At 41.0% G+C, this 23,814-nt stretch carries 19 protein-coding genes; 10 read left to right on the forward strand and 9 right to left on the reverse strand.

Annotated features, from left to right (window positions below):
- Positions 1 to 176: 176 nt before the first annotated feature.
- The 4 genes from VB732_RS00205 to VB732_RS00220 all read left to right on the forward strand — a co-directional run bounded on the left by VB732_RS00205 (position 177) and on the right by VB732_RS00220 (position 4,961).
- Positions 177 to 1,190, forward strand: coding sequence for a glycosyltransferase family 2 protein (locus VB732_RS00205; protein ID WP_323228796.1), 1,014 nt, complete (start codon positions 177 to 179; stop codon positions 1,188 to 1,190).
- A gap of 50 nt (positions 1,191 to 1,240) precedes the next feature.
- Entirely contained in the window at positions 1,241 to 1,705 is a 465-nt protein-coding gene (locus VB732_RS00210; protein WP_323228798.1) for a DUF2141 domain-containing protein, read from the forward strand.
- A 161-nt stretch (positions 1,706 to 1,866) separates the two neighbouring features.
- Positions 1,867 to 3,126 (forward strand): glycosyltransferase family 2 protein, encoded by a 1,260-nt coding sequence (locus tag VB732_RS00215; RefSeq protein WP_323228799.1) that lies wholly within the window; start codon positions 1,867 to 1,869, stop codon positions 3,124 to 3,126.
- Between the two features lie 557 nt (positions 3,127 to 3,683).
- Positions 3,684 to 4,961 carry a glycosyltransferase gene (locus VB732_RS00220; RefSeq protein WP_323228800.1) on the forward strand — a complete coding sequence of 426 codons (1,278 nt, stop codon included), beginning with the start codon at positions 3,684 to 3,686 and terminating at the stop codon, positions 4,959 to 4,961.
- A 428-nt stretch (positions 4,962 to 5,389) separates the two neighbouring features.
- Here VB732_RS00220 and VB732_RS00225 read toward each other — a convergent pair whose 3' ends face one another.
- Positions 5,390 to 6,037: a response regulator transcription factor gene (locus VB732_RS00225; RefSeq protein WP_323228802.1), complete on the reverse strand. Its 648-nt coding sequence runs from the start codon at positions 6,035 to 6,037 to the stop codon at positions 5,390 to 5,392.
- 287 nt (positions 6,038 to 6,324) lie between these two features.
- Positions 6,325 to 7,698, reverse strand: a complete 1,374-nt coding sequence (locus VB732_RS00230) for a sensor histidine kinase (protein WP_323228803.1) — start codon at positions 7,696 to 7,698, stop codon at positions 6,325 to 6,327.
- 434 nt (positions 7,699 to 8,132) lie between these two features.
- Between VB732_RS00230 and VB732_RS00235 the strand changes: the two genes are divergently transcribed.
- The 3 genes from VB732_RS00235 to VB732_RS00245 all read left to right on the forward strand — a co-directional run bounded on the left by VB732_RS00235 (position 8,133) and on the right by VB732_RS00245 (position 9,501).
- Positions 8,133 to 8,705, forward strand: coding sequence for a CAP family protein (locus VB732_RS00235; RefSeq protein ID WP_323228805.1), 573 nt, complete (start codon positions 8,133 to 8,135; stop codon positions 8,703 to 8,705).
- 111 nt (positions 8,706 to 8,816) lie between these two features.
- Positions 8,817 to 9,014, forward strand: a complete 198-nt coding sequence (locus tag VB732_RS00240) for a hypothetical protein (RefSeq protein ID WP_323228807.1) — start codon at positions 8,817 to 8,819, stop codon at positions 9,012 to 9,014.
- Between the two features lie 118 nt (positions 9,015 to 9,132).
- Complete coding sequence (locus VB732_RS00245; RefSeq protein WP_323228808.1) at positions 9,133 to 9,501, forward strand: hypothetical protein; 369 nt, start codon at positions 9,133 to 9,135, stop codon at positions 9,499 to 9,501.
- A gap of 125 nt (positions 9,502 to 9,626) precedes the next feature.
- Here VB732_RS00245 and VB732_RS00250 read toward each other — a convergent pair whose 3' ends face one another.
- From VB732_RS00250 to VB732_RS00270, 5 genes are all read right to left on the reverse strand, one after another.
- Entirely contained in the window at positions 9,627 to 9,764 is a 138-nt protein-coding gene (locus tag VB732_RS00250) for a hypothetical protein (RefSeq protein WP_323228810.1), read from the reverse strand.
- Positions 9,765 to 9,810: 46 nt separating this feature from the next.
- Positions 9,811 to 11,148, reverse strand: a complete 1,338-nt coding sequence (locus VB732_RS00255) for a ferric reductase-like transmembrane domain-containing protein (protein ID WP_323228812.1) — start codon at positions 11,146 to 11,148, stop codon at positions 9,811 to 9,813.
- 162 nt (positions 11,149 to 11,310) lie between these two features.
- A complete protein-coding gene (locus tag VB732_RS00260; protein ID WP_323228814.1) occupies positions 11,311 to 12,117 on the reverse strand; it encodes a superoxide dismutase in 807 nt (268 codons plus the stop codon).
- Between the two features lie 61 nt (positions 12,118 to 12,178).
- A complete protein-coding gene (locus tag VB732_RS00265) occupies positions 12,179 to 12,532 on the reverse strand; it encodes a phage holin family protein (RefSeq protein WP_323228815.1) in 354 nt (117 codons plus the stop codon).
- A 27-nt stretch (positions 12,533 to 12,559) separates the two neighbouring features.
- Positions 12,560 to 12,925: a hypothetical protein gene (locus VB732_RS00270; protein ID WP_323228816.1), complete on the reverse strand. Its 366-nt coding sequence runs from the start codon at positions 12,923 to 12,925 to the stop codon at positions 12,560 to 12,562.
- A gap of 450 nt (positions 12,926 to 13,375) precedes the next feature.
- Between VB732_RS00270 and VB732_RS00275 the strand changes: the two genes are divergently transcribed.
- Positions 13,376 to 14,044: a hypothetical protein gene (locus VB732_RS00275; RefSeq protein WP_323228817.1), complete on the forward strand. Its 669-nt coding sequence runs from the start codon at positions 13,376 to 13,378 to the stop codon at positions 14,042 to 14,044.
- A 69-nt stretch (positions 14,045 to 14,113) separates the two neighbouring features.
- Here VB732_RS00275 and VB732_RS00280 read toward each other — a convergent pair whose 3' ends face one another.
- Positions 14,114 to 14,638, reverse strand: a complete 525-nt coding sequence (locus tag VB732_RS00280; RefSeq protein WP_323228818.1) for a DUF2085 domain-containing protein — start codon at positions 14,636 to 14,638, stop codon at positions 14,114 to 14,116.
- A gap of 40 nt (positions 14,639 to 14,678) precedes the next feature.
- Entirely contained in the window at positions 14,679 to 16,790 is a 2,112-nt protein-coding gene (locus VB732_RS00285) for a TIGR00300 family protein (protein WP_323228819.1), read from the reverse strand.
- Between the two features lie 1,103 nt (positions 16,791 to 17,893).
- On the opposite strand from VB732_RS00285, the gene VB732_RS00290 reads away from it, so the two are divergent.
- The gene (locus VB732_RS00290) at positions 17,894 to 19,513 is read left to right on the forward strand and encodes a glycosyltransferase family 39 protein (protein ID WP_323228820.1); all 1,620 of its coding nucleotides are present in this window, start codon (positions 17,894 to 17,896) and stop codon (positions 19,511 to 19,513) included.
- A 151-nt stretch (positions 19,514 to 19,664) separates the two neighbouring features.
- Positions 19,665 to 23,648 carry a DUF2157 domain-containing protein gene (locus tag VB732_RS00295; RefSeq protein ID WP_323228821.1) on the forward strand — a complete coding sequence of 1,328 codons (3,984 nt, stop codon included), beginning with the start codon at positions 19,665 to 19,667 and terminating at the stop codon, positions 23,646 to 23,648.
- The last annotated feature ends 166 nt before the right edge of the window (positions 23,649 to 23,814 follow it).

Below are 23,814 nucleotides of genomic sequence, written 5' to 3' on the forward strand. Positions count from 1 at the left end.
GTCCTGCTAACGCTAACAGAACGATGGGAAAATCAAGAGGCTACAGCATGGTTGATTGATTTTATTGAAATTATTCTGAATTCTGGATTCTGGATTCTCAATTCTTCCGTTGCATCTGCCTAACAATTAACTGCAATTAAACATAAAGTAATCTACAGATTATCCGCATACTTCTTATGAGTAGCAATCAGCCACGACTGAGCATCGGATTACCTGTATACAATGGTGAAAAATTTCTTAAAGAAGCCATAAATTCACTCTTGAGTCAAACCTTTGAAGATTTTGAGCTAATTATTTCAGATAATGCATCTACAGATAAAACTGAGGAAATTTGTAGAGCTTATGCTGAGAAAGACCAACGTATTTGTTACTACCGCAATGATAAGAATATTGGTTGCGCCGGTAACTTTAATCGCGTCTTTAAATTGTCTTCAGGTGAGTACTTTAAGTGGGCAGCTTATGATGATCTACATGCTCCAGATTTTATCAAGAAGTGTGTTGAGATACTTGACCAAGACCCTAGCATAGTCTTGTGTCATTCCCAGACATATTTTATTGATGAACAGGGTAATTTTCTCCAAAATTACGATATCAAACTTAAGGCCGATGCACTAAAACCACACGAGCGTTTTCACGAATTACTGGCGAAACATTTATGTTATCAATGTTACGGAGTAATTCGTGCCAGTGCCTTGAGAAAGATACCACAGATGGGTGGTTACGGTAATGCAGATGGAATTCTCTTGCTAAGACTTGGTATTCTCGGCCGATTTTACGAAATTCCTGAATACCTGTTTTTTGCCAGAAGCCATCCGCAGCAATCAATGAGTATGTATTTCCCTAATTATTTGTTGTTTGCTAACAACGCTAAAAAACACTCATTGAGTATACTGCCTGATTTTTATGCCTATACAGTGTGGTTTGATTCAGCAAAGAAAGGACGAATTTTATTGCCGCATTGGAGAATAATTTGGGAGTATCTACTTTCTATATGGCGTAGTCCCCTAAGTTGGAATGATCGCCTGTCTTGCCATAGAAGTCTATATCGGCAGTTAAAAGGAACAGAATATCTTTTGCTGAAAGATTTACTAAAAGCGCTGCAATTAGTTTGGAAAGGTTGGCAGACAGCATCAATGAAAAAACATCAAGTCATCCATTTAACAAATCGATTTAAAAATAAAAGCTGGTAAGTACAGCTTTTTGTCAGCCTCAAAGTCACCTATTTTATCACTACAAAACTATGCTGAAACTATCTCAAATCTCTAAGGCTTTACTTGCTACTTTAGTGAGCCTCAGCTTTGCTAAAACAGTGAATGCAGAACCAACTGCAACACTTAGTGTTGTAGTAAATGGGATACAACACAAAAAAGGTGAGATTTGCTTTAGAGTTTACGCAACTGAACAAGGATTTCCGATGAATAATTCTAAGGGATCTCAAAGTGGCTGCGCTAAAATTACTGGCAATTCTGTAAAAAAAGAATTCTCCGGTTTGAAGCCTGGAACTTATGCTGTTGCCGTAGTTGATGATCAAAATGGCGATCGCAAACTCAATAAAGACTTTTTCGGTATTCCCAAAGAAGGTTTTGGTATTTCCAAAAATCCAACTGTGTCTATACAAACAGGTACACCAAAGTTTCGTGATGCGAGTTTTGTTGTAAATAAAAGTACAACAGTTAACATCATCATGAAATATTCGCTGGATTAATAAAGGCTATTGGGGGCTGGGGACTAGGGACTGGGTACTTGGTACTTGGTACTGGGGACTCCTTCTCTAGGAGATACTTCTGATTTTCAATCCCCAATTCCTAATCCCTAGTCCCTAGTCCCCAATCCCCAACCCCTAATTCACCGGAGACTAAAAATTTAATGGAAGATTTGGCGATATTTCTGTCTAAGTCTTTGACGGGTTGGTTGGTTATTCAGGTGTGTTTAACGCTTGTTTTTATATGGTATCTGCGCTCATCTAAAAAAAACCTATTACCAGATGATCAGTTACCCAAAACGGCAGTGATTCTTTGCTTACGCGGAGCCGATCCGTTTTTGCCTAGATGTTTGCGATCGCTCCTGAACCAAAACTATCCACACTATGATTTAAAATTGATCGTTGATAGTCACGAAGACCCCGCTTGGAAAATTGCCAGTGAAACCATCACAGAGCAAGAAGCGACCAACGTTCAAATTAGCCCTTTGAGAATAGTACGCAACAATTGTAGTCTCAAATGCAGTTCTTTAATTCAAGCTGTCCGTGAGTTGGATGATTCCTACAAGGTGGTTGCCTTAGTAGATGCTGATACCATAGTCCATGTAAATTGGCTGCGAGAATTAGTCAGTCCTTTAGGTGATGCCAAAGTAGGAGCAACAACAGGTAATCGTTGGTATGTACCTACAGGTAGATATTGGGGATCTATAGTGCGGTACATCGGTAATGTATCCACAGTGGTGCAAATGTTTGTCTTCCAGATTCCTTGGGGTGGAAGTTTGGCTGTGAAAACAGAAGTGCTTCACCAAACAGAACTCCTAGATAAGTGGGGACAAGCTTTAGGCGAAGATTTTATGATGCACGACATTCTCAAGAAACATGGGTTTCAGGTAAAGTTTGTGCCTTCGCTGCTAATTGTTAATCGTGAAGAGACTGATTTATCCAGCTTAATCGACTATCTTAAGCGCCTGATACTTTATTCTCGACTGTATCACCCGCGTTGGTTAGCTTTAGTTAGTGAAGCTGTTTCTAGTATTTTGTTTCCTACTGCACTCATCATCTTAGTTTTAGAGTCCTTCTTGCAGGCGAAATGGGAAGCTGCGATTCTTTTATTAGGCTGCTACAGTGTCTATACTGTGGGATTACTCTTGATTATGCTCGTGTTGGAATTAGAGGTACAGCGAGTGGTTCGCTCTAATGACCAGGCGATCGCCAAATTATCAGGTGCTACAATCATCAAAATGCTGATTGGAATTCCGCTAACGCAGTGGGTTTATGGGTTAGCGATGCTATCATCCATTTGGATCTCAACAGTTACCTGGCGCGGTGTCTCCTATCGAGTTCAAGGGCCTTGGAATGTCCGACTAGTGGAATATCGTCCTTATCAATGGTTAGATCAGCCTATTGATAGCAAAGTTTCTCTTTGAATTAAATCGCTAAAATATTAACTAGGGTATGAAAGTTATTACACTAAACATTCCCTAGTCTTCAAATTATATTATCTTATATTTAGTACAACTATATTAGCTATAACCCTTGTCAGAATACACGTTGTTTCTCGTTGATTATCAAAATGTATTTGCATTAATGACAAGGGTTTAGATAAATATATTAAGGGGAATTTTGACTTAGTAATTTGGATGTTTTGATAGTTTCAATCTAGGTTTATATAGAGGTTTCAGTTGAGTCTAATACAGACCAAAACCCTCAACCCTTTTTTATAGATAAGGGGAGTAAGCCTCAAAGCCTCTCTCTTTTTAGGAGAGAGGAATGGAGAGAGGTCAGAGTCTATTAGACACAAACGAGAAGCACTATAAACATCCACTTCATAATCGAGAATTTCGGCTGTTTGAAAATGCGTAAATCCTTAGTCTAACCGTATTAATGGGAATTTCTGAGCTAGATAATCAGGATGTTCATGAAACATTAGCTGCGTAAATCCTAAATTGAAAACCAGCATTTTCGTGAAAAATTCCCCTTTATTATGACTAAGCAAAAACTTCGCATTGCACTGTTTACAGGATTGTATGCTCCTTTCTTGACTGGTGTTTCTGTCGCAGTTCACCAACGAGTTCGTTGGTTGCTAGAGCAAGGACATGAGGTTTTTCTAGTTCATCCGCAAATCAGCGATCGCTATCCCAAAAATGTTGGCGATCGCCCCATGCCGGGTTTGAATGAAATTCAGTCTTTTCCAAATTTCTCTGCTTACGCATTTCCCACAGAACCACTGTTATTCTATAAGTCTCTCCCTCAACCGTTAAATCATCGGCATTGGAGTGATACCAAGTTGCTGGAGAAATTTAAGCCTGATATTATTCTGGTTGAAGAAGCAGCCCAAATGAGAGGTTTGTACTCATTTTTCTTGCAAGGCTATGGTCGTCCAATTGGTGTCGAATACGCAAAACGAACAGGCACACCAATAATCTCACTTTTCCACACTGATATCGTTGCGTATATCAAATATTATTTTGGAGATAAATTCTTTAACTTTGTTCGTCCGATTGTTCCCATTTTAGTCAAGCAGTTTAGTGAGTCTTATGACTTTAATTACTTTTCTTCTAAAGAACAACTCACTAAATACGAAGAACTGAAATGTCAACGTGCCGAATATGTCCCTTATCAAGGCATTGATTGCGAAAAATTTCATCCACGCAACATTTGTTACAATCCAATCCCTAACGATAACCGACCAACTATTTTGTTTGTCGGACGCATTACCCCGGAAAAGAATGTCAATCAATTGCTTGATATCTTTCCAGTCATAGCTGCCAAAATTCCTGATGTTCATCTGGTGATTGTTGGTAGTGGCCCGATGGATGAAGAGATTCGTGAGCGTGCTAAAAAGTTTGGATCGGGTATTACTATATGGGGCGAGTCACACGGTACAGAACTTTTAGGTTGGTTTGCGAGAGCGGATATTTTTGTCAATCCTTCCGTCACCGAGAACTTCTGCACTACAAATAACGAAGCGCTAGCATCTGGAACCCCTCTAGTGGCTGTTTTTGCACCCTCAACTTCAGAACAGGTGTTTCCTGGTCGGAACGGCTTTCTTGCCCAACCCAACAACCCCACAGACTTCGCTCAAAAGGTGATTACGATTCTAGAAAATCCCGATTTGAAAGCAGATATGACTCGGCACGCTCGCCCCTCTATACTCGAATTTGATTGGTCGGCATGTATGCAAAAACTTGAAGATAAACTTTACCAAATCGTTGAAGGATCTCAGAAGGTGAAGGTAAGTACAGGCAGGATGAGACGATAGAAATATACCCAGTAGCGATCGCTAGTATTTAGAATATTAGCGATCGCTAACACCGTAACTTTTTGCACCAACGAGTTTTAGTTGCATTCTCCTCGTTGCAGCTAGTAGAAGCTGTGAGTTAATGAAACTTTGAATTCTTCCCTTCCCTATCAGGCTGCAACTTAGATGCATCGACCTGCAATTTAGTTGCATCGACCTGCAATTTAGATGCATTGACCTGCAATTTAGTTGCATCGACCTGCAATTTAGTTGTATTGACCTGCAATTTAGATGCATTGACCTGCAAAAATTAAACACCTTACTGGCGTGACAAGAGTAGTAGCGTTGACGTAGCCCACCGTGGGTATTGCTACTACTCTTGTTAAAATCAATTCTCTTAAAACTTTGCAATATAAAATATTCAAAGTAATTAAGTTCATTCACCAACACTAAACACATCCAACTCGCACTGCTGTAGTTGCAGCTTGAGTGCGGTTCGTTACTCCTAACTTATTCAGTACGTGGCTGACATGGTGTCTAATGGTAGAAGGACTCAACTTCATTCGTTGAGCGATCGCTTCATTACTCAATCCTAAAGTCAGCAGTGCTAACACTTCTCCTTGTCGCTTGCTCAGTTCATAGACAGGTGGGGATGATGGTTGACTTGGTTGCAGCAACGCTTGAATCACCTCTGCTGCCAACATAGAACGACCGATCGCAGCAGACCTTATGGCATCTGCTAACTCATCAATCGAGATACCTTTAAGCAAGTAGCCAATAGCACCAGATTGCATTGCTTGTTGTACCAAGTTTTTCTCTAAAAAACTGGTCAAAATTAAAACCTGGATTTCTGAGTATTTTTCGCGGATAGCTCTTGTTGCATCTACTCCATTCATCCCCACCATCATCAAATCCATTAGCACTACATCTGGTTGCAACTGTTCGCACAAACGTACTGCTTCTTCTCCATTACGCGCTTCACCCACTAATTCAATGTCATCAAACGCCAGCAAGAGAAATTTAATACCTCCCCGCAGAATTTCATGATCGTCAACAGTAATCACGCGAATCGGTTTCACTGATTTATCTTTTTCCATAAATAAATCCGCAATATTAAAACTATTTTTAATACATTGGCATTATTGTTCCATTTTCAGTATTTATACGCGAGATTCTTAATCTTTAATTTTTTATTTCCCGCCAGTCAATCACGGACAAATCCCACAACATAATATGTAAACCTGTTTGTTATAAGTAAATCGATATAAATAAGCATAACTATGTTACAAAAACAAATATGCCCAAAACCCTTACTAATGGTCAATCAAAAATAATAAATTACGCTTTTAGTAGTTAACTTTATTTATGCACAATGCCCAAGTCCCTAGTCTCTACTACCTATTTCATTTACAGCCATTGACCAACTCAGGACAATTTCAGTCCCCTCTCCTGGATAGCTTGACAAGTAGAAAATAGCGCCAATGGACTCAGATCGCTCTCTCATAATTCCTATACCCAAATGACCAGATGGTATCTTGTTGGAGTTAAAACCACAGCCATTATCATTGATACGCAAGACTATTTCCTGTGAATCGCCGTGGAAGCTGACTGATACAAGCGTTGCTTTGGCATATTTAATAATATTATTTAGTGCTTCTTGAGCAATTCGGTAGAAGACAAGCTTTACTTCATTAGACACAGGCTGATCGCCTTCCACCGTCGTTATTACCTGAAAACTTGCCCGTCCTTGAATTCCCTTGGTTAACTGTCGTAGCAATTCACCTAAAGGTTTATCTGCTAAACCACTAGGACGCAACTCAATTAGTAAATTCCGCATTTCTGCTAACGCCCCTTGTGTCAATTGGGCAAGTTCCTCTAATCCCTCTTGGGCTACCTCTGGGTTGCGTTTCCAGACTCTAGGCAAGGCTTCGGCAATTGCCGCTACAGTAAACAATGTCTGCGATACTGAATCGTGTAAATCGCGGGCGAGACGATTTCGCTCCACTTCCACGGCAATCTTCCGTAGCCGTTCGCTTTCAATCAATTGTTCCCCTAGCTTCACCGCTTGGATCAACTCCTTTCTTAGGCGTAGACTCATAATCACCACAAAGGACATAAATCCAAATCCAGCCAGGTATATGAATTTGATTCTCCCTAAATCCACTTGGCGATCGTGTTGAACAGTTCCTACCAAAATCACTATGCTCAGACACAGAGTCAACGCTGCTTGCTTTTCACCACGTCGGTATTGACGGTAACAGGCGAAAAACAAGAAGACAGCACTACTGTTTAAAGCTAATAATTGAAAACTGAATAACGGATTGAGTGTACCTTTTGGGTGAGTAATCGATTCGCCCCAAGGCAAAGAAATACTTGATAGGCTACTGATATGAGAGTAAAGAATCCCCGTAGTGGAAATTTGGTTCATTAACAAGCTGATGACGTAGACGCTATTCAGTACCAAAATTAAACGCATCGGCTTAACATTAGTATATAAAGCTACAAACCAGACAATAGTAATTCCGTCAATATATCCTATAGAAGATGCTAATTTTTTAGCAATTATGTAGTTTTCTACATTAGTAGTTTGATATGTGAGTATCAAAGCCAGGATATAGGCACAAACTCCTAAGCCAACTAACCCAAAGCAGAAGTGAAGCGCTGTTTGTAATCGCCCATAGGCAATCAGCAAATGTAACAGGCCGATATATAGGCAAATGCCAGCAATGATACCCAAAATGGTTGCAATAAGAGTCATTATTTGTCGTATTAAAAATTTATATCTAACAACAAACAAGTAATATCACCTGAATAGAGACTTTTCACTTCTCTATATACATTCTCTATTCATAACTAATAGTTATATAGGTCATTGATCCTAGTCAAAAATAGGACACTTGTACGATGTGCTTACCCAGGCGATCGCTGTACAATCCATTACGTCAATGATTTAAGCAAAGTTTTAGCGATAGCGTACCCGCCCTTTACGGTGGCGATCGCCTTGCCTCTGTAGTCAAAAGGCACAGGTGTAGAAGTTTATGCGCCTATACGGTTCAGTAAAAGTGTTGCATTGGTAAAGATGTTGTATCGCAATATCTCTACACAATGCTTAGTTGATAATACTTACAAATTCGCTGAATCCGTGTAATCAATTAACAAACAAACAAAAGTTAACTCAAGAGATACGAAACCATGAATAAATTCTTTTCAACTCTAACCCTAACAACAACTACAGCTTTAACCATTGCAATCACAGCAGGAGCAATGATCGGTAACTCCGTTTTAGGAGAGACATCTATTGACTTAGCCAAGTTGCGTAGCGATGTGGTACCTGCACACAACACTTATCGAGCCAAGCATAAGAGTCCTAACGTGACTATCGATGATACTCTCAACCAGAGCGCCCAAGCTTGGGCACAAACCATAGCAGCTAAAGGTGACTTAGAACACAGTACTAATCGAAACAATGTAGGAGAAAATATATACTGGAGTGGAGGTGGAGACTCAACAAACTTAGGTAGCGCAGCAGTTCAAGACTGGTACAGTGAAATTGAAAACTATGACTACACCAAGCCTGTATTTTCTGGTGACACCGGGCATTTTACTCAGGTAGTCTGGAAAGGCAGTACCAAAGTAGGCTGTGGTGCTGCACCTGGCCCTGCAACAATTGAGGGTACTAAGTACGATGGTTTCTATGTAGTTTGTCAGTATTCTCCCGCAGGAAATGTGCAAGGACAGTTTGCTGATAACGTGCTGAAACCCTAGTTGTCTGCTGTTTGCTCAACTTGTCTAAATAAGGTGGGCAAATGTTTGCTCACCCTACAAATTGGCTAAATGCATCGACTTGCAACTTTGATGTATCGACTTGTAACTTAGATGCATCGACCTGTACCTTTATTGGATTGGCTTGCAACTAAGTTATATCAACTTGCACCTTTGATGCATCGCCCTGTACCTTTGATGCATCGCCCTGTACCTTTGATGCATCGCCCTGTACCTTTGATGCATCGCCTTGCACCTTTGATGCATCGCCCTGCACCTTTGATGCATCGCCCTGCACCTTTGATGCATTGACCTGCAAAAAAGAACTTATCCTTTGTTTAACCTTGTTTTAGCTAAAAATTTCACCTTACTGTTAGTTTTAGGGTTGCAATGGGCACATTAAATATGTAGATTACAACAATATACTGATATGCCTATTCAAGATAAAACACGCCGTTTGCGCCCTCAAGTAATTAGTGAAGATGTGACTTCATGGCATGGTTTGCAAACGATCGCCACTTATGAAACAACCCGTGCTGATGCCTCTGCTACTAACTTACAGCAAACTTATCAAGCTATGTTAGCCCAGCAACAATCCGAAACTGAGAAGCTAACTTTATACCGTGCTGCTGCTGATGCTGCGCGATTAGCAGAATGGGAATTTCATAATGCGGTATTAGCGATGAAAGAAGTTGTGCGCGGGCAATATGGTTCGGATAGCGATCAAGCCCAAGCGGTAGGATTGAAGAAAAAATCAGAGTACAAGCGTCCCAGCCGCAAAAAATTAATGGCATCATGAGCTAGGAAAGATTATCACATTTTAGATGTGCGATCGCTAGGACTGTAGATACTAGCGATCGCTTATCGTAAATTCAAGGGTTTAAGACCCCGAAGTAATGAGTAATAAGTATTACTCATTACTCATTACTTGTTACTTATTCCTAGTTCTTGAGCATTATTAGTTTCAGGAGGACGGTTTTGTATCCAAGCAAATAAGGCAGCACCACTAACTAAAATTAAAGTGATGGCTGTTAAAATTTGCAGCATAATACTGTAACGCATAATAGATTATGGATTTTACAAGGTTTAGCAGTCGAATATTGAGGAGTTAAACAAGGTTGAAGTGTTCCATGTGGATGTTCATCGGTGGAACTTCAAGTTGATGCAAGGCTATTTCTACTTGATCCATCATCTTTGGTGATGCACAGATGAAGTATTGCCGTGTTGCTCGTCTTTTGGGGACATAACCTTGCAAAAGTTCCTTGTCTACGTAGCCAGTTTCCCCTGGCCAATCTTCGGGTGGTTTCTTAAGTACATGAACCACAGTTAGGTCTAACTTTTCCTTGAGTTCATTGAGTTCTTCGCGGAATGTGATATCTTCCCAAGTTTTACTGGCGTAGATTAATAGGTAAGGGCGTTCATCTTTTCGTTCAGCGTGGGTAATTAACATACTGATCATGGGAGTAATCCCAATACCCCCAGCAATCAGCACAAAACCGGCTGTGTCTTCATAGCGGTCTGTGGTAAACACTCCATAGGGGCCATCTAAGAAAGCTTTGGTTCCGGGTGGCACATCTTTGATGGTGTTGGTAAAATCTCCTAAAGCTTTGATACTGAACTCTATTTTTTCAAAATTGTCGCCATTGGAAGACATAGAAAAGGGATGTTCTCGCATCCGAAACGGAGAGATTTCCAGAGTAATCCAGGCAAATTGGCCAGGTTGGAATTGAAAGCCTTTGTGTCCTCTTGGGCGGAGTGCGAGTGTCCACACATCACCACGTTCGGAACGCACTTCTTCTACTAGATAAGGCTTTTTCAACATTAACCAAGGTTTTACCAGACGCACATAAACTAGTAACCAGAGAGCAATTAGTGCGATCGCAGTCCACAATACTGCTTTCCAAAATAGCCCTAAATAATTACCCACGCCAATAGCGTGTCCCAATCCCAAGCTAACTGTTAAAACTGCAAAAACACCATGAGCAGTGCGCCAAGGTTCGTAAGGGATATTCAGTTGTTGTCGCCAGACGGTGGTGACAACCAGTGCTATTAACGCCAAAGTTGCCGAAACAGCCATTTTTGCTCGCCACGGCGCTGTAAAAATGTTCAATAGTTGCAGTGTTTCTGGCTGAACTACAAACAAAATCAACGGATGAATCAGGACAAAGGTAAATGCTACTAGCGAGATGTAGCGGTGAAACTGAAGAATGATATCAACGCCGTAGGAGGCTTCAATCCGATTAATCCGGGCGGTGAGGGCAAATTGTAATGCCATCATCGCCAAAGCAATAAAACCCAATGCAACTGAAAAATCAATCCAAAATCCTCTTCCAGACAGTGGAGGATAAATCAGCAAAATTAGCAAAGGTAATAGGGTGATGAATATATACGCCCCAATCCAACCAAATGCGATCGCAACTGGACTATGCATTAATAGACTTTTCATCAGCCACCTCCTCTAAGAGGACTCCAAGTAAAAAAATGCTCAATTGTCATTGCGAGCCAAGCGTTCGCGGAGCGTCTCGTAGAGATAGCAATCCTAGCCCTTGCGATTGCTCCGCGAACGCTCGCAATGACGGGTTTTAGATCATTTATTTTTTGGAACACTCTAAGTTTGTTGGCGTGAGGCTTGGGAGCGTCTATTTACTTCCGACCAGTTGACTACATTCCACCAGTTATTTAAATAATCAGCACGGCGATTTTGATATCTCAGGTAATAAGCGTGTTCCCACACATCATTTCCCATAATCGGATACAAGCCTTCTGTAATTGGGCTATCTTGATTTGGCGTACTGGTAATTTGCAACTGACCTTGAGGATTACGCACTAACCAAACCCAACCACTACCAAAGCGATCGCCTCCCGCTTCATTAAATTGTTTTTTAAAAGCATCAAAACTACCAAAGTTTTGGTTGATTTCTTGAGCGATTTCTCCTGTTGGTTGTCCGCCACCTTGAGGACTCATAATTTGCCAAAAAATCGTGTGGTTCAGATGACCGCCACCATTGTTACGTACTGTCGTCCGAATCTCTTCAGGGATGCTATTCAAATCCCGTAGCAAAGTTTCTACACTGCTATTTTGCAGTTGCGGATATTTTTTTAAGGCATCGTTGAGGTTATTGACATAAGCTGCATGATGCCGATCGTGATGCAGTTTCATTGTTTCTGCATCAATAGCCTTTTCTAAAGCGTTATAAGCGTAAGGTAATGGTGGCAACTGAGCCGGATTTGTGCTTAGTTGGCGATCAACATAAGCTACGGGGCGGGTATTTGTTACAGGCGCAGTCGTTTGTACAGGAGTTGCTGTAGAAGTTGGGGGCGATGCTACCTGTTGAGGTTGACAAGCAAATAGAGTAGAGATTAGAAAAAATCCCACGCAAAACAAAATAACTGGTTGCCTAAAATATGATTTCATGATCAAGCTTTTCCTAATGGTTATACAATCAATAAAAACTGTTAATACCGTTGTCTTTTTTTCAGGTAAGTGGAGCCAAAATTCTTAATAGGATTGAGTTAATGATTGCTAAAGTAATGGAACCTAGCAAAGCGCTCCAAAAGCCATAACGTAATCTAAAACCTGGGACAATTAAAGCCGACAATCCAAAGATGATGGCATTTAAGATAACGAAAAATAATCCCAAGGTAAGGATAATGAATGGAAAAGTGAAAAAGGTAAGGACAGGTAGCAAAACAGCATTTAAAATACCAAAGACTATAGCAGAGATTGCTGCTTTAGCAAAACTATCTACTTCTATTCCCAAAAATGGGATTCTAGAAATAATCAAAAAGCTAATAGCGGTGACTAACCAAGTGACGATGAGACCTAACATAATCAGTCCTCTCTTTGTTAATGATTTTTACTTATGCTCTGAACTTTTGAAACCACGATTTTTCTTGTTTTTTAACGGATGATAATCATGACAATTAATTGCTGCTTCTGTAAAAACAGCAGAAGGATTTACGGCACACTTAAGATAACTACTGTTGCAAAAAAAATGACAATTTCGACAGGGGAATGGATCTGAATTATTTAGCTTGTTAGTTTGCTCAGACAGCTTGAATTTATGAAAAATAACTACCATGCTCACTGCTAACAAGGCAATAGGAGCTAAAAGCAAAGACGGTTCTGGAGTTGTTGCAGCATTTGTATTCTCTCCACGCAGCGTTTCGCTATCACGCTTTTCTGTACTTAAGCTGACTCTAGATAAATTTGTTTGGCTCAAGTTTAAAAAATGAGTATTTAATTGTGGTATCTGTTGTCTTGAAATTCTATCCGCGAACATATCATTTACCTCTTATATAATTTACTTGCTCCTATTTTGTTGTCTGTTGATATGAAATTGAAGGTACTTTAGTAAGTAAACATACTAATTTATGAAAAACCACTAAAAATTTGATTTATATCCAATTTATAAAAAGAATGTGAACAGAAAGTGACAGCATAGCTGTAAATATTAGCACCTACTTACTTAGTACTATAATTACTAGCGATCGCTAATTGTTGCGTGCGAAGGAGTTCCTTGGCATCCTACATCCTAACTTAGTATGATTTTTGTTAAAAATTTTGTAAAATTATCATGAAAATTCAGTGAAATTACTGCGATAGCAGTTAATTAATGTGTTAGTGGCTGTATTGTTTTGATGTCATACTACGGTTACAAAAAGCAATTTTTATGATGAATCTGCAAAAATTCTCAGTCTCTATGGTGGGAGCAGCTTTAATTGCCTTGGGCACAGGGCAAATAGCGCAAGCAGTACTATTAGTTGAATCAGAGTCAGCCGTGGTAAATTTTGATGCCAAAGAAGTTTTATTTACTATAGATTTTAATAGAGTGCCAGACTTTTTCACAGTTGATGAATTCAATAGACAAGCCGACTCTTTTCAATACTTTATTGAAGCAGATGGGGAATTTCCTATATTCAGAGGCTCTCCATACTTTAGTGAACTTGAGTCAATTATTCGCGGAGAAGAAATTAACGTTGCAGGTGACATTCGGATACGTGATGTCTTCTCAGTTGGCCCATCGGAACCAAATTCAGGAGGCTGGGGTAACATCCGTGGTTCAGTACCATACAGCCTTGACGGTACTGTGCTGAAATTTTCAGCACCTCTGCAATTTATCGGTGATTCAGACGGTTTGTTTAGCTATGGGTTAGAGTTGTACGAGTTTGGTGGAACCACCGATAGTTTAGAAAATAAATCTACTATTGCCAGTGTTCCCGAACCTAATTTTGCATTAGGTGCATTAACTTTTGGAGCATTAAGTGTAGGCTTACGGCAAAAACGTAAACACAAATCAGCCCTCAGTCCTGTAAATCAATACGGTTCAGTTAAGGCTTGATCCCCCAACCTAAAAAAAAGGGGAAACTATACTAATACTGTTCAGTAGAGACATTGCAACGCAACGTCTCTACAATTCATGCAAACTAGTTTTAGCACCCTGCCAACCATGCAGGATTGGCATAGTAAACAATCCCCACGCCAAACCCGTAATCAACCCAAAAGGCGTAACCAAGTAATTATTGAAACTCCATAAACCAAAAATCTGTGCTGCCAACTCCAAAGGATAAGCCATCATCAGCAGACTAGCTAAAGCCACTCCACTTAAGCCATACTGACTCAACCAGTAAAATCCTTTACCACCAGTCAACCCATACAGCAAACGAGTAATCAACAAACCCGTGACAGTGCCGTAGCAGCGCATACACACAGCCATAATAAACGGGGGAGCTAAATCTAATCCCATAGATGGTTGCGGACATACATGATTACCCATGAAATAAATGATGTCCGCAATCCCAGTCAGCAAAGACACTCCAGACGCAGCCAAAAAGGGAGCGATAGGCGGGCCAAAAACCATTCCTACCAACAAGAAATCAGCAATCAAACTTACCCAATTAACCTGCAACTGTTCACTAAAAGCTACTCTTGTCATTTCCTTTCTTCGCGCCCTTCGCGTCTTCGCGGTTCGTTTCTTAACCTACCTTATTTACATAAGGACTTGTCAACGTATCCAACTGCTGAATCAACAGACTAAGGAATAATCCCACATCTGTCACCACACCCACCGATTCTACAGAACCGCGATCGCTTAATTTAGTCACCACAGCTGGATTAATATCCACACACACCATTTTCACACCCGCCGGGGTCATATTCCCCACGCCAATGGAGTGCAGCATCGATGACAGCATCAAAATCATCTCCGCACCTTCTAGGTGTTTAGCATATTCCTCCTGCGCTTGAATCAAATCCATTACGGTATCAGGCAAAGGCCCGTCATCCCGAATCGATCCTGCAAGCACAAAAGGTATATTATTGTGGACGCACTCATACATTACGCCACTTTTAATTGCCCCCGCTTCCACAGCTTTCGGAATGCTGCCATATCTCCGAATACTATTAATTACCTTCAGGTGATGGCGGTGTCCACCACGAACGGCGATACCCCGCTTCATGTCTACACCCAAGGAAGTGCCCATGATATTTTGCTCGATGTCGTGAACTGCGATCGCATTTCCACCCAGCAATGCCTGTACATATCCTTCCCGAATTAGTTGCGCCAAGTGTTCGCCGCCACCAGTGTGAATCACCACAGGCCCAGCCGTGACAACTACTTTACCGCCAGCATCGCGGATTTTACGTAATTCCCAAGCTACTTGTTCAACCACCAACTCCACGCGCCGTTCGCTGGAAACGCCCGCCGACATGAAGCTAAATTCTTGGGTGTTGCGGAGTTCGCGCGATTCGGTTTTGCGAATGGTACGGATACCTAATACATCCACAATTACCTGTTCGCCAACTTTTAAATCCCGGAGTATTTTACACCGAGCAACTACACCAGAGGGAGTTTGAGTAATTGCGATCGCGCCATCCATGCGCTGATTTTCTACCTTGATCCACTGTCCCTTAATTCGGACTTCGGTAGGATAAATTGTGCTGACGTAAAAATCATCAGGTGCAACACCATCTTGGATCACAGGTTCCAAGATCGCGTCTCGCTCATCATGGGGTAAATCTACTGCACCCAAATCAATCAATAGAGAGATGATTTCTTCCATCACCTCATGAGATGGTGCTGATACCTTCACTTCGGCAGCAGAGGTACTTTGGCGCTGTTCTCCCAAGTTGAAATTCAGGACTTGGAAACTTCCCCCGGCATCTATAATCAAATCCAAGGCGCGGTTAATTAAGCCAGCATCAAGTAAGTGTCCTTCCATGCGAATGATCCGGCTTTCTACCGAGACATTGGCATGAATTTCATCTCTAACTGGTTCCGTTACCCGCAAAGTTAAACATTTAGCTGCACCACCAGCTTTCAGAAATTCCGTAAGCGGTGTTTCCAGCACTTGAAAACCCACCTCTGCAAGGCGGGTTTTCAAAGCTTCACTTGCTTTGTTCATGATCACAATGCTGTCCACATTCACCGTATTACAAGCAAAGTTGACTGCATCGGCTTCAGCAATTGCGATTCGCTTTTCTGGTGCGACTCGCATTTCAATTAAGCGGTTGGAGTAAGAATCAAAAGCGCCTGGATAGTAGAGCAAATAGCCATTTGCTAAGGGACAAAAACAGGTATCGAGGTGATAAAAACGTTCGTCGATGAGTCGTAAAGAGAGAACCTCAATATCCAGCCATTTGGCTAGATAAGGGTGAGAATCTAATTCTGATCGGAAACCGTATCCCGCCCATAACCAGCGTCCTTCTCGATCTAGCAGTGCGTCTCCTGCACCCTCAAAGGGCAAATCTTTGGGAAGTTCATTGACTGTATAACCATTTTCCTCAAACCATTGTTTGAAGTAAGGTTCTTCTCCCTGACGTTCTTTGTGCAAAAAGCGACTGAGGACGACATTATTCCCCAGTACTAAGCCAGCGTTGGCGGTAAAAACTAAATCTGGCCAACCTTTTTGAGGTGGTACTAAATCTACAATGGCGTGTTTTTTAAGAATCTGGTGTAATCCCTGCCACTGTTCTACGGCGCGATCGCGCGATGATTTATGAATATTCCCTTCCATCCAGGGATTAATCACATAGTCTACATCGTAGTGGTCAGGAGGACACATCAAAAAGCGAATACGGGAAGTCATAAAAATCTTACAAGCGTTTTATATGCTACAGGCCCATTTTAGATACAGATTTTTGATTTACTAACTAGAGGTAAAAGGATTCTAGAAGATTAAGGTGTACCGATTTTCAAAAATCAAACAGGAGTTCTATATTACTGCAAGATGGTGATTCAGTTGAGAAGGTTACAAAATGCTCTACACCGAGGATATAGAAAAGACATCGTGTTTGCTAAGTAGGTAAACATAATTAATTACACAATGTCATTGCGAATGCAGCGAAGCGAAATGAAGCAATCGCAAGGGCTGGGATTGCTATCTCTACGAGACGCTCCGCGAACGCTTCGCTCGCAATGACTGTAATTAATTTTGCGTAGTTACTTATGTGCGATCGCGGTTGCTACTCATTGAAGAAGAATTCAGGAGTCAGAATTCAGGAGTCAGAATCAATCAGTCGAGGATTCAGATCGGCGCAGGAATTGTTGCGCCACCAAATTTTCAATTTCAACCCGATTATTCATCCGCTAGTCATACAGAATACTCATTCTGACTCCTGACTCCTGAATTCTGTTCGATAAACCAAATTCCAGAATCTTCCACTGTTGCAATATTCTATTTAAACAAGCATTAACGTGCTTTTAATCACAATCCTGCCCGAAACCATATTTATACTATCTTCACATAAAATTTATTAAATCTTTTTGTTTTTAACATAATTATTTTACATTTAGATTAATCCATACTGTATGATTTCAAGTGAAAATTATATTCAGTATGGTATTTCATCACTATAAAACTGGAAACTTTTTGATCCTTATTTGTTGAACATAAGATACCTTTAGCCCAATAATTTTTGATAGAGATAGGACTTACGCAAAACTACAAATGGTAGGGGTAATTCATGAATTACCCCTACCAAATAATCAGGGTTTTGATTATTGTTTGCGTAAGTCCTAAGAGAATTTAATTCTGATGAAGCGTTAATCTTAGATCAGTTATGTAGACGTTTACTTGCTAGCTTATAACTGATATGCTAAATTTAAATATTTAGATAAACTGCAATCGAAACTGCTTTTAATTTTTGCTGATATTGTTTTGCTAGTGTTCCTACTAATTTTATAACCTGTATGGAAAAGCAATCATCACAGACCCGGATAGAAAAGCAATCATCACAGGGCTGGAACATTTCTAAGTCTGGATTACGTTTTTTACTTATCATCCTATTAGTAATAAGTGTCTTTTTTCGGTTTGCCAATCTTGACAAAAAAGTTTATTGGGGCGATGAAACTTTCTCATCATTACGGATATCTGGCTATTTGCAGGCAGAAATGAATGAGCAGTTAAGTGATGGCCGCGTGTTCACTATACAAGATTTGCATAAATACCAGTATCCCAATGCAGAACGAGACGCAGGTGACACAATTAAAGGGATTATGGTAGAAGACTCACAAATTCTGCCATTGTATATTTTAATGACCCGGTTTTGGGTGGAGTGGTTTGGCGATTCTGTAGCAGTGGCGAGAAGTTTTTCAGCATTTATTAGTCTGTTTACTTTTCCTCTTCTTTATTTGCTATGTCTAGAATTATTTGAGTCTTCACTAGTAGGGTGGATGGCGATCGCGTTGATAGCCGTTTCACCCATTCATCTCGTGTATGCACAAGAAGTAAGAGCATACAGTTTATGGATAGTAACTATTTTAATGTCGAGCGTAGCACTGTTGCGAGCTATGCGCCTAAAAACAAAGGTTAGTTGGGCTATTTATGCAGTAACATTATCATTAGGATTTTATACTCATCTATTTTTTGCCTTAGTTGCTTTTGCACAAGGAATTTATCTAATAGCAATCGAACGCTTCCGATTGAGTAAAACATCGATTTATTATTTGATTTCATCACTTGCTGGGCTGATGAGTTTTGTACCTTGGATTTGGGTTATTATTACTTATCCTCAGCCAGAAGCAGCAAGTTGGGCAAGCACTAAACAAACATTCTTAGAGTCAGGCATGAGGTGGGCTGGGCTTTTTAGCCGTCCATTTCTTGATTTAGGTGTTAGTCCTAGCACTCCAGGAATAGTTAAGATCACCTTAATTCCTTTTATTTTAATTATTTTAACTTTAATTTTTTACTCAATTTATTTTATTTGTCGAAAAACCCCTAAAAAAGTTTGGTTATTTGTCTTAACCTTAATTGGATCGGTAGGTATTCCTCTACTGATAGCAGATTTCATCTTTCAAGAACGATATGCGACTAGTCGATATACACTTTCTTCAGTTTTAGGTATACAGGTAGCGATTGCTTACCTATTGACGACTAAGATCGCATCCATTAATACTAAAGCTTGGCAAAATAAGCTCTGGTCGCTTATAACGTTTATATTAATTATGAGCGGAATTGTCTCTTCTACGCTCAACTCTCAAGCCCAGATGTGGTGGAACAAATTTCCTGAAAAATATGAAGAATTTCCTAAAATTGCTAACATTGTCAGTCAAGGTAGTAAACCACTATTAATAAGTAGTACTGCTAACATATTGCCACCAGTACAAATACTTAGTTATTTGCTCGATCCAAAAGTGCAATATCAAATTGTAGGAAAAAATCAGTTACCAAAGATAACTAGTGGCTTTACTGACATATTTTTGTTCTTGTTCGAGCCATCTGATCCCTTGAAAACTGGAATTGAAAAAGTTTACAATTCAAAGTTACAGCAGATCAACCAGTTTCTCTGGAAAGTCACAAAATCCACCTAAACCCAAGAATACATCGCATCTAGCGGTTGGGATTCTGACTTCGTAAGAACTTAAAAATTAACATCAACTAGCCTAATAAGTGGCATAATTAGAACCAAAATATACTTTAATTGAGATTTACTTAAAGTATATACCGATACTGCTGCCGCTTATGTCATCGCCCCTTGAGCGCCCGCTAAAATTTGAAATTAGACTACCATCCTCACATCCTCACTTGCTAGAAGGATTAGATATATGGCTGCGTTTAGGTTTGATATCCGATACCCAAGTTAAGGAGTTATGCCAAGAGTTTCTGGTGTGTACGGTAGCGTTGCAATCCCAGCCTGAAACTAAAAAAAAGGTAACTTTTTTAACTGATGAATCCGAAGAGTTAACCCTAGCAGCTTCACAATCGAATCGTCGTAGACAGCCGCAACCAAAAACAGCCAAACCCAACTTTGTCAGTACAATGTTGCAGTCTTTGGGGGCAGAACTAAGTGTACGCTGGCTGCTTTTTCTAGGGGTATTCCTGGTAGTGGTATCCTCTGGAGTACTGGCTGCGAGTCAGTGGGAAAAGTTTCCTGCTTCTGGACAGTATGGAGTTTTATTGGCTTATACTTTGAGTTTTTGGGGGTTAAGCTTTTGGGCGACTAGGCAAAACAACCTCAGATTGACGGCTCAAACTTTGCTGATTGCGACTCTTTTGTTAGTTCCAGTCAACTTTTGGGCAATGGATAGCTTTGGGTTGTGGCAAAATCCTGTGGATTTGATTGTAGTTGCGATCGCCTGGCCTACCCTCACTGCTATAACTGTCTTACTTTGCAAAAATCGGACTATTTTTCCCAATTTACGTACCGGGAAATTACCTTTAGTCAATATTCTTGGGCTGAGTTATCTGCATTGGGGTTGGCAATTAAGAGGATTCCCCTTAATTGCCGTTTATGTGGCAATGATTGGCACAACTATAATTACCGTTTATCACAATTACCAGCAGCCTCAGACTGTAATTGAGGAAGATAGAAGCGATGGCAGTAGGTTAAGTATTAGCTTACCTGCTGCTGTGATTATTTATGCCTTAATAGTGCTGCTAGTGCGGACGATTTTTGTTGCTAGGGTAGATGTTACGCAGCTAGGGTTAGCAATTGGTATTTGCGGCGCTCTTGTAACTTGGTTAGCACAAGAGAGGGTAGGGGGCAGGGGGCAGGGAGCAGGGAGCAGGGAGCAGGGGGCAGGGAGCAGGGAGCAGGGGGCAGGGGGAGCAGAGGAAGTAACTTTAATATTCGCCTCATCTCCTCCATTTCCTTCATCTCTCTTCCTCTGGGAAAAACTTGGTGGGATTCTCCTGTTTTTGGGTTGGCTGGTTTCGGTAGTAAATTATCCTTGGCAAGCAATAGCCGTCAGTGGTTTGGGTTTGTGGTTTGTGGGAAGTCGCTTGTGGCGCTACAGTTTAAAGCTAGACTTCGCTGCGGTTTTCTTCATTGGCTTACAGACGATTTGGCTAGGTTGGCGATTAGTACCTGATAGCTTACAGAAATTAGCGATCGCAACTAGCACCCAACTCACAAATTCTCAAAATGAACCTTGGGCATTGCTGGGTATCGCTTTATTTCCCTACATAATTTTAATGGTGGCGCTTACAGATAGCCTACATCGCAGCGAAAAGCGAGAATTAGCGAAATTTGGCGAATTGCTCACCCTTTTACTTGGATCTTTTTTAACAACGATCGCTATAGTAAATCCGATATTGCGATCGCTAAATCTGCTATTTTCTACCATCACTCTGGCATTCGTCACTCAACGCCGCTCCCCCTCATCCCTTCCCCTGGTATATCTAACCCACATCATCGGGGTACTGACATTTTGCTCTACTATTAATTGGCTAGCACCAACCTTGAGTTATCAAGTTTGGGCAAGTATATTATTAGCTCTGATGGTTGCAGAATGGCGATTTAGCGTCAAACAAGGACTATGGCGAAGTAGTGCATGGGATGTTGGTTTAGCATTAGCCGCCGCTAGTTTTTTCCTATTGTGGATGAATGCAGAATCGTCTTGGCATGGTGTTGCTGATAGCAAAGCTGATTGGGGAGCATTATGGCTAGTTACACCTATAGCCCTTACAGGCGTTGCCAATTGCACAATTACAGAACGTCGCACTACTACCCGTTACTTGAGCGTTTTGGCTGTGGGAGTTGCCCAGCTACTTACTTTACAGTTACCAGGAACCAGATTAATTGGTTTGGCGGTAGGTGCGGGCTTAATGTTCGTAAATACGCGCTATTTACGAAACCAAATATCTGCGGTAATTACAGAAGGATTTGCTCTGAGTTTCATCGCGGCGCTGCTGTGGATGGGTGTACCTGGCTTACCTCACCTCGTTCTAGCAGGTTGGTTTATTGTCGGCGCGATCGCAACTCTAAGTTTATGGTTAGCGCGGGCAGTTTTGAACCGGCGCGGTAACGAATTAGCCCTTATTTATGCAGCCGCCAGTGATAAATGGGCGATCGCATTGTGTGGTTTTGAGTTGTTTGGTTTGACACTGCACTCAATACTGATTTACTCAGGGTTTTTGTCTTCGGGATTTTTGTATATAGCTGCCACTGCAATCACCTTAGCAGCCATTGTTTATCGCAGTTGGCGAGAACCGACAAATTGGGCATTTTATGGCATCGGTTGGTCATTGGAACTGTTGACTGCCCAAGTATTGGGATTTGGAGAACGCTCAACTGTTAAAATTGCGATCGCTAACATAGCCTTGGGTTTAATCGCTCAACTTTTCGGAGAGTGGTGGCGACGACGATACCAATTAGAAAGGCTTCCTAGCAGCTTTCACATATTGCCATTAATTTATGGTCTATTCAGCATATTGCTACGTTTGTATACCTTCACCGAGTGGACAGGTTTGTATTCCTTGGGTGTAGCTTTAATAATCATTGGCGTGGGGCGACGGCGTGAGAGTTTTAAACCCCTGCTTTACTTGGGCATCATTGGCGTATCAATTTCTGCTTATGAACTTTTGTTCTATCAAATGTTACAAGCTTCAGGAGGAGCATTAGGTGATGGATTGATTGCCATGTCTGCCCTTGGTGCGAGTATCATGTATGCATATCGGATTTTGTCGCCTTGGCTTGTAAGTTACTTACGCCTGACTCCCCAAGAACTTAGAGGAATTGCCCATATTCACTGGGCTTGGAGTAGCTGCTTATTAATGGCTGCGATTCCTCTTCCCATTGGAGTTAACCGTTTAGTGGGACTGGGAACTGGGGTATTTTTGATTCGCTATGCCATCTTTCAAGGACGAAATTCGCATACTTCCCCCAGCATTTTGGGAGGAATCACAATCGGCGAGATGTGGGTTTACCTCGGCTTATTAGAGGTAGCCGGCATGAGGGTTTATTGGCGCGAGACAGCAGTAGGACAATTTTGGGCTGGGCCTTTAGTTCCCTGGAACGGTGCGATCGCTTGTGTGGTAGCCTATTTTCTGTACATCCTACCTTGGGAAAGTTGGGGTTGGTCTAAAAAACCTTGGCAGCAAGCCGCCTACATCATCCCACTGATAATTTTATGGGAAACCAGACTGCAAACTTACCCCATTACCTTGTTACTCGCGGCTGGGTTTTACATTTTCTTAGCAAAGATAGGTGAAAACATCCGTTTTACCTATATTAGTGTGGCGTTGATTGATTGGGCACTTTACCGTTGGTTTGATTCCTTACGCCTGACTGATGTTTTATGGTATGTAACACCAATTGGATTATCACTGCTTTATATTGCTCAAGTAGATACCCAACTTAAGCTACCAGAATACAAAACACCTCGCCATATTCTGAGATTACTAGGTAGTGGTTTAATTTGCGGGTGGGCAATTTTATTTAATCAAAATACAGCCTGGATACCTGGAATTTTCAGCCTCATCGCCATTTTTGCCGGATTAGCTTTACGAATACGGGCTTTTCTCTACATTGGTACAGCCACTTTTTTAATCACTACAATCTATCAATCAGTAATTTTTAGTTTGCAGTATTCCTTCTTAAAATGGATTGTTGGCTTACTAGTTGGCATCCTCCTGATTTACATCGCCGCCAACTTTGAAACCCGTCGTACTCAAATAACTACCTTAATTCGTAGCGCCATTGATGAATTTCAATCATGGGAATAGAAATAAGTCAATACAGTTCAGTTAAGCATTTCTTTGTTATACCAATTTGAAAAAAGAATACGAAAGATGGGTAGGGGCACAACAATGTTCATTGGTGTCAACTTAACGTGAAACCCTTGTCAAGATGTGATATTGAGTTCTCTGGCTTCCTATCACTCACCGCGTT

This window comes from Nostoc sp. UHCC 0252 (assembly GCF_034931145.1).
In the GTDB taxonomy this organism is placed as follows: domain Bacteria; phylum Cyanobacteriota; class Cyanobacteriia; order Cyanobacteriales; family Nostocaceae; genus Nostoc.